The organism is Actinomadura sp. NPDC049753, from assembly GCF_040674655.1.
Lineage (GTDB): Bacteria > Actinomycetota > Actinomycetes > Streptosporangiales > Streptosporangiaceae > Spirillospora > Spirillospora verrucosospora.
Window position 1 is genome coordinate 1 of sequence record NZ_JBFARL010000353.1, and the last position, 4,138, is coordinate 4,138.

The following is a 4,138-nucleotide window of genomic DNA, read 5'->3' on the forward strand; positions in this document are numbered from 1 at the left end:
CGCCTCGACCGCGACCGCGAGCCCGGGCGGCAGCCCTTCGAACAGCCGTCCCCGCGCCGCGACGAACGCGGCGGCGTCGGCGAGCGGAAGCACCCCGGCGACGTGCGCGGCGGTGATCTCGCCGAGGGAGTGGCCCGCGACGGCGTCGGGCCGGACGCCCCACGACTCCAGCAGGCGGCAGAGCGCGACCTCGACGGCGAACACGGCGGGCTGCACCAGCTCCTGGCGGTCCAGGCGGTCGTTCCACATCGCCTCGGTGATCGGCGCGCCGATCGCCGGTTCCAGCGCGGCGCCGGCCTCGTCGAGAGCCCGCGCGAACGCCGGATACGCCTCGTAGAGGTCGCGGCCCATGCCCGCGCGCTGCACGCCCTGCCCCGGGAACACCAGGGCGGTGCGGCCGTCGCGCCGCCTGACCCGGACGACTCCGGGCGCGTCCCGCCCCGCCGCGAGCTCGCGCAGGCCCGCCCGGTGGTCGCCGGTCACGACGGCGCCGTGCTCGAACACGGTCCGCGAGACCGCGAGAGCGTGGCCGACGTCCCCCGCGTCCGGTCGCGTCGCGGCCAGATCGGCCAGCCGGCCGGCCTGCGCGCGCAGCGCCCGCTCGGACCGTCCGCTCACCACCCACGGGACGGGCCCGGGAGCCGGCGCCGGGGTCGAGGCCTCCCCGGCGCCGGCGCGGGGCGGCCCGGCGAGGACGAGGTGGCAGTTCGAGCCGCCGAGGCCGAACGCCGACACGCCCGCCAGGCGCTCCCCGCCCGGCCAGTCGCCGGGACGGTCGTGGACCTTCAGGTTCAGGTCCGCGAGGTCGATCTCGGGGTTGGGGGCGGCGAAGTTCGGCGTCGCGGGGAGCCGCCCGCGCGACAGCGCGGCGGCCGTCTTGACGAGCCCGGCGATCCCGGCGGCGGCCTCCAGGTGGCCGATGTTCGACTTCACCGAGCCCACCAGCAGCGGCTCCTCCGGCGGGCGGGCGGCGCCGAGCACCCGGCCCAGCGCGGCCGCCTCCACCGGGTCGCCGCGCCGCGTCCCCGTGCCGTGCAGCTCCACGTACCGGACCGCGCCGGGGTCGACACCGGCCCGGTCGCAGGCGAGCCGCAGGACCTCCTCCTGGGCCTCCGCGCTGGGCGCTGTCAGGCCGGGGGTGGCGCCGTCGTTGTTGACCGCGCCGCCGAGGACCACGCAGTGCACGCGGTCACCGTCGCGCAGCGCCGCGTCGAGCGGCTTGAGCACGACCGCGCCCCCGCCCTCGCCGCGCACGAAACCGTTGGCGTCCGCGTCGAAGGGACGGCAGTGCCCGTCCGGTGACAGCGCGCCCAGCTCCCGGAGCGCCTCGTGGCTCTCCGGCGCCAGGTTCACCTGCACGCCTCCCGCGACGGCCAGCTCGCAGTCGCCGTCCCGCAGGCTCTGCGCCGCCTGGTACACCGCGACCAGGGAGGACGACTGGGCGGTGTCGACGGTGACGCTGGGGCCGCGCAGGCCGAACACGTGCGACACCCGTCCGGAGATGAAGCCGCGGCGGGTTCCGGTCAGAGTGAAGGGCGATGCTCCGGCGCCGTCCCGGCGGGCCTGGAGGAGCCCGTAGTCATCGGCCATCGCGCCGACGAAGACGCCCGTGCGGCCCCCGCGCAGCGAGGCGGGCAGGACGCGGGCGTTCTCCAGCGCCTCCCAGGTGAGTTCGAGCATCAGCCGCTGCTGCGGGTCGAGCTCGGCCGCCTCCCGCGCCGGGATCCCGAAGAACGCGGCGTCGAAGCCGTCCACCCGGTCGAGGAAGCCGCCGCGGCCGGGCGCGCCCTCGCGGCCCTCGGGGGCAGGGCGGATCGCCTCGTCCCCCCGCCACAGCAGCGACCAGAACTCCTCCAGGCCCGGTCCCCCGGGGACGCGGGCGGACATGCCGATGACGGCGATGGGGGTGCTCATTGCGGTTCCAGCTCCTCCGACGTCTGGCGGATCGGGCCCGGCAGCGGGCCCGGGGGGTCAACGGCGCGTCAGCACCCGTTCGGTCGCCGACCGGACGGCGTCGCGCTCGGCGCCGCCGCCGCCGCGGCGGTCGGGCGACATCGCGATCACCTGGCTGCCTCCGGCCGTGACGCGGGGATGGCGGCGGGCGAGCATCGTGAGGCTCTGCCCCGGGCCGGTCTCCACCAGCAGGTGGTCGCCGTCGTCCAGGAGCCGGTCCAGGGCCCCGGCGAAGTGGACTGTCCTCGCCGGCTGCCCGATCCAGAACGACGGATCGCACGCCCGCTCGCCGGTCAGCGGCGCGGCGTCGTAGGCGGAGTACAGCCGCACGGCGGGCGGCCGCAGAGCGACGCCGGTCCAGCCTTCGCCGGCCCGGGCGGACGCCGCCTCCACGAGCGGGCTGTGGAACGCCTGCCGGGCGGGCACGCGCCGGACCGTCCTCCCCTCGGCCCTGAGCCGGGACATGGCCCGCCGGAGCGGCTCCTCCGCCCCGGCGAGCAGCAGCTGCCGGGGCGCGTTGACGGCCGCCAGGTGCACGTCCTCGCCGAGCAGCGGCTCCACGTCCCGCACGGAGGCCGCCACCGCGAGCATCCCGCCCGGCTCGGTCGCGGCCAGCGCCGGGAGCCGCTCCATCATCAGCCGCATGCCGTCGGCGAAGTCGAAGACACCGGCGAGCGCGCCGGCCACCATCTCGCCGGCCGAGTGGCCGAGCAGCGCGTCCGGCCGCCCGCACCGGTCCACCAGCGTCCGCCCGAGCGCGTACCCGACCGCGTACAGCAGCGGCTGCGCGACCGTGACGTCGTCGAACTCCGGCGACGGCCGCTCGGCGAGCCACTGCGCCCGCAGGTCCGGGCCGCGCCCGCCCATGAGCTCGAACGCCTCGTCCATGGTGCGGGTGAAGACCGGGACGGTGCCGTACAGGCACGCGGCCATCCGCGGATGCTGCGCCCCCTGGCCGGGGATCAGCAGTGCGATCGGGAGCGGGCGTCCCGCGCCCGGGTGGTCGTCCGTCATGCCCCCATGTCTAGGCCGCCCGCGTCGAGGCTCGGCCTAGGGTCATTCGGGCTCGGCGGCGCGGCCGGGCCGGGACGACCTGTCCTCGACCGCTTCCTGACGGGCGGTTGCGACCCTCGCCGCATGGAGTACGAGGACATCTACGTGACGGGAATCGGCCGTCACCTGCCCGGCGCGATCGAGACCGCGGACGCGGAGGCACGAGGCCTGTGCGCCCGCAAGGACGTCTGGCGCACCGGCGTCGAGGCCGTGTGCGTCGCGGAGCAGGCCCCGCCGGACATGGCCGCGGACGCCGCGCGGCGCGCCATGGCCGACGCCGGCGCGGACCCCACCGACATCGACCTGATCCTGCACGCCAGCGTCCACTACCAGGGCCACGACCTCTGGGCGGCCGCCTCGTACGTGCAGCGCAAGGCGGTCGGCAACGCCTGCCCCGCCGTCGAGGTCAACCAGCAGTCCAACGGCGGCATGGCGGCGATCGAGCTGGCCGCCGCGTTCCTGGCGTCCCGGCCCGCGGGCCGCCGGGCGCTGGTGTCCACCGGCGACCGGTTCGCCCTGCCCGGCTTCGACCGCTGGCGCACGGACCCGGGAACGATCTGCGGCGACGGCGGCACCGCGCTGGTCCTGTCGCGCGGAAATGCGCTCGACGGGCGAAACGGGCGGGACGCCCTCAGGCTGCGCAGCGCGGTCTCCGTCTCGGACCCGGACCTGGAGAGGCTCGGGCGGGGCGCGCGGCCGTTCGCGGACGCCCCGCTGGAGGCGGCCCGCCCGATCGACGCCGAGGCGCCGCGCGAGCAGGCGGTCTCCGAACTGGGGTTCGCCGAGGTGCTGCGGCGGCTGCAGGAGGGGCAGGCGCGCGCCGTCGAGGGCGCCCTGTCCGAGGCCGGCGCCGAGCAGGCGGACGTGGACTGGTTCGTCCTGCCCCACCTGGGCCTGCCGAAGATGAACGCGCAGTTCTTCGAGCCGCTCGGCATCGAGCGCGAGCGCACGACCTGGGACTGGGGGCGCCGGATCGGCCACCTCGGCGCCGGGGACCAGATCGCCGGGCTCGGCGAGCTCGTCGCCTCCGGCCGCCTGGCGCCCGGCGGGCGGTGCCTGCTCGCCGGGGTCGGCGCGGGCTTCACCTACTCCGCGGCCGTCGTGGAGCGGACGCGGGACGCGGCGCGCTGAG

The 4,138-nt window shown here is 77.2% G+C and carries 3 protein-coding genes; 1 reads left to right on the plus strand and 2 read right to left on the minus strand.

Features of this window, described 5'->3' with window-relative positions; genetic code table 11:
• A partial coding sequence (locus AB0K37_RS40595; RefSeq protein WP_363991157.1) for a type I polyketide synthase occupies positions 1 to 1,914 on the minus strand: 1,914 nt, incomplete at its 3' end.
• A gap of 57 nt (positions 1,915 to 1,971) precedes the next feature.
• A complete protein-coding gene (locus AB0K37_RS40600; RefSeq protein WP_363991160.1) occupies positions 1,972 to 2,967 on the minus strand; it encodes an acyltransferase domain-containing protein in 996 nt (331 codons plus the stop codon).
• A 123-nt stretch (positions 2,968 to 3,090) separates the two neighbouring features.
• Here AB0K37_RS40600 and AB0K37_RS40605 point away from each other — a divergent pair, with 123 nt between their 5' ends.
• A complete protein-coding gene (locus tag AB0K37_RS40605; protein ID WP_363991163.1) occupies positions 3,091 to 4,137 on the plus strand; it encodes a ketoacyl-ACP synthase III family protein in 1,047 nt (348 codons plus the stop codon).
• The last annotated feature ends 1 nt before the right edge of the window (position 4,138 follow it).

What these genes read in the sequence shown, in the direction of transcription:
- AB0K37_RS40600 (WP_363991160.1), bottom strand. Translation starts at nt 2,967, where the DNA reads ATGACGGACGACCACCCGGGCGCGGGACGCCCGCTCCCGATCGCACTG.
- AB0K37_RS40605 (WP_363991163.1), top strand. Translation starts at nt 3,091, where the DNA reads ATGGAGTACGAGGACATCTACGTGACGGGAATCGGCCGTCACCTGCCC.